General features: G+C 69.9%; 1 protein-coding gene and 2 pseudogenes. 2 read left to right on the top strand and 1 reads right to left on the bottom strand.

Features of this window, described 5'->3' with window-relative positions; genetic code table 11:
• Nucleotides 1–402, top strand: a pseudogene (locus JOY90_RS22630) (pseudouridine synthase); the annotation flags it as partial.
• 264 nt (nucleotides 403–666) lie between these two features.
• A complete protein-coding gene (gene rsmD / locus JOY90_RS22625; protein ID WP_291693336.1) occupies nucleotides 667–1,224 on the top strand; it encodes a 16S rRNA (guanine(966)-N(2))-methyltransferase RsmD in 558 nt (185 codons plus the stop codon).
• Nucleotides 1,225–1,368: 144 nt separating this feature from the next.
• Here rsmD and JOY90_RS22620 read toward each other — a convergent pair.
• Nucleotides 1,369–2,073 (bottom strand): annotated as a pseudogene (locus tag JOY90_RS22620) (DNA mismatch repair protein MutL); the annotation flags it as partial.

Below are 2,073 nucleotides of genomic sequence, written 5' to 3'. Positions count from 1 at the left end.
CTCGAGGTGAACCGGCTGATCCGCGTGTCCTATGGCCCGTTCCAGCTCGGCGAGCTCGCCGAGGGCGCAGTCGACGAGGTCAAGACGCGCGTGCTGCGCGAGCAGCTCGGCGAGAAGGTGATCGCGCAGGCCCATGCCGACTTTGCGCCGGAGGCGGATGAGCGCCGCCGTCCGCGCCATGCGGACGACGAGGGGGACGCGCCGCGTGGCAAGAAGCCGTTCAAGCCGGCGGGCAAGAGCGCGCTGGTCGCCGACCGCAAGGGCCGCCGTGTGCTGGTGCAGCGGAGCGGCAGCGCGGAGGCGCGCGAGCGCAACGAATACGAGGCCAATGGCTACGGCCCGCCGCGCCGCCCCAAGCGCGGCTATCACGGCAAGCGCGATCTCAGGCCACGGGATGAGTGAGGATGTAGGCCATGATGGCTTCGTGACGGCGACGATCACCTTCGCAACACGACCGGTGCGCTTCCCTCCCCCTCTTGTCCGCCGAAGCCCGCCTTCGGGCGAAGGCGGATGCGGGGAGGGGTCGGGGAAGGGGGTGCCCCGAGCACAGACCTCTGGTGTGGCACCCCCCTCCCTGACCCTCCCCCGCATCCGCCTTCGCCCGAAGGCGGGCTTCGGCGGACAAGAGGGGGGAGGGAACACTACCAGCCGTCGTGTGGCCGACTGATGCGGGTCGTCGGCGGACGGTTGAAAGGGCGCAACATCGTCTCGCCGTCGTCGCGGGACATCCGGCCGACGGCCGACCGGCTGCGCGAGGCCGTGTTCAACATTCTCGTCCACGCCTATGACGATCCGGTCGCGGGCGCGCGCGTGCTCGATCTGTTTGCCGGCACCGGTGCGCTCGGCATCGAGGCGGTCTCGCGCGGCGCGGCGTTCGCGCTGTTCGTCGACAATGGCGCGGAGGCGCGTGCGCTGCTCCGCAACAATGTCGAGGCGCTCGGGCTCGGCGGGTCGACAAAAATCTACCGCCGCGATGCCACCCATCTCGGTCCGGCCCATCCGATGCCGCCGTTCTCGCTCGCCTTCCTCGATCCGCCCTATGGCAAGGGACTCGCGGACAAGGCGCTGGCCTCGCTGCGCGACGGCGGCTGGCTGAGCGCGGGCGCGCTGCTCGTCGTGGAGGAGGCGAAGGCGGCGGCGTTCGCGGCGCCGGAGGGCTTTGCCGAGCTCGAGCGGCGCAGCTATGATGATACGGAGTTCGTATTTCTGCGTGTGATTGCGTAGGGTGGGCTAAGGCGCGCCAGCGCCGTGCCCACCATCTTTCAGCGAATCCGTTGCGTGATGGTGGGCACGCTTCCGCCTTCGCTCGTTGAGCTACGGCGGACGTAGTCGCTTAATCCCCCTATGCAATCTCGGCGACGCAGGCTCTCACTTCCGTCCGAACAGCCGCTCGATGTCCGACAGCTTCAGCTCCACATAGGTCGGGCGGCCGTGGTTGCACTGGCCGGAATTCGGCGTGTCCTCCATCTCGCGCAGCAGCGCGTTCATCTCCTCCGGTTTGAGCCTGCGGCCGGCGCGCACCGAGCCGTGGCAGGCCATGGTGGCCGCGACATGCAGCAGGCGGCGCTCCAGCGGCAGCGCCTCGTCCCACTCCTCCATGTGCTCGGCCAGATCGCGCAGCAGGCTGTTGGCATCGGTCCGGCCGAGCAGCGACGGCGTCTCGCGCACCGCGACCGCGCCGGGCCCGAACGACTCCATCGCAAGCCCGAACGACGCCAATTCCTCGGCGCGCGCGAGCAGCCGCTCCACCGTCGCCTCGTCGAGCTCGACGATCTCGGGGATCAGCAGGATCTGCCGCGCCACGCCGTTCGCGGCCAGCGACGCCTTCAGCCGCTCATAGACGATGCGCTCATGCGCGGCGTGCTGGTCGATGATGATGAGGCCATCGCGCGTCTGCGACACGATATAGGTCTCGTGAATCTGCGTGCGCGCCGCGCCAAGCGGCCGGTCGAGCAGCTCGGCCGGCGCTTGCGCCTCGTCGCGCATATCCGCCGTGGGCCCGCCGACGTCGAAGACGGCCTGTCCCTGCTCGGCGAGCATGGTCGCCGCGGCGGCGGCGAGCTGCGGCAGCGG

Source organism: Bradyrhizobium sp. (genome assembly GCF_019242285.1).
Lineage (GTDB): Bacteria > Pseudomonadota > Alphaproteobacteria > Rhizobiales > Xanthobacteraceae > Bradyrhizobium.
Note: the sequence above shows the minus strand (reverse complement) of the source record. Positions and strands in the feature narration are given on the sequence as shown.

Excerpts from the sequence above, each read along its gene's own strand:
- rsmD (WP_291693336.1), top strand. The coding sequence starts at position 667 with ATGCGGGTCGTCGGCGGACGGTTGAAAGGGCGCAACATCGTCTCGCCG.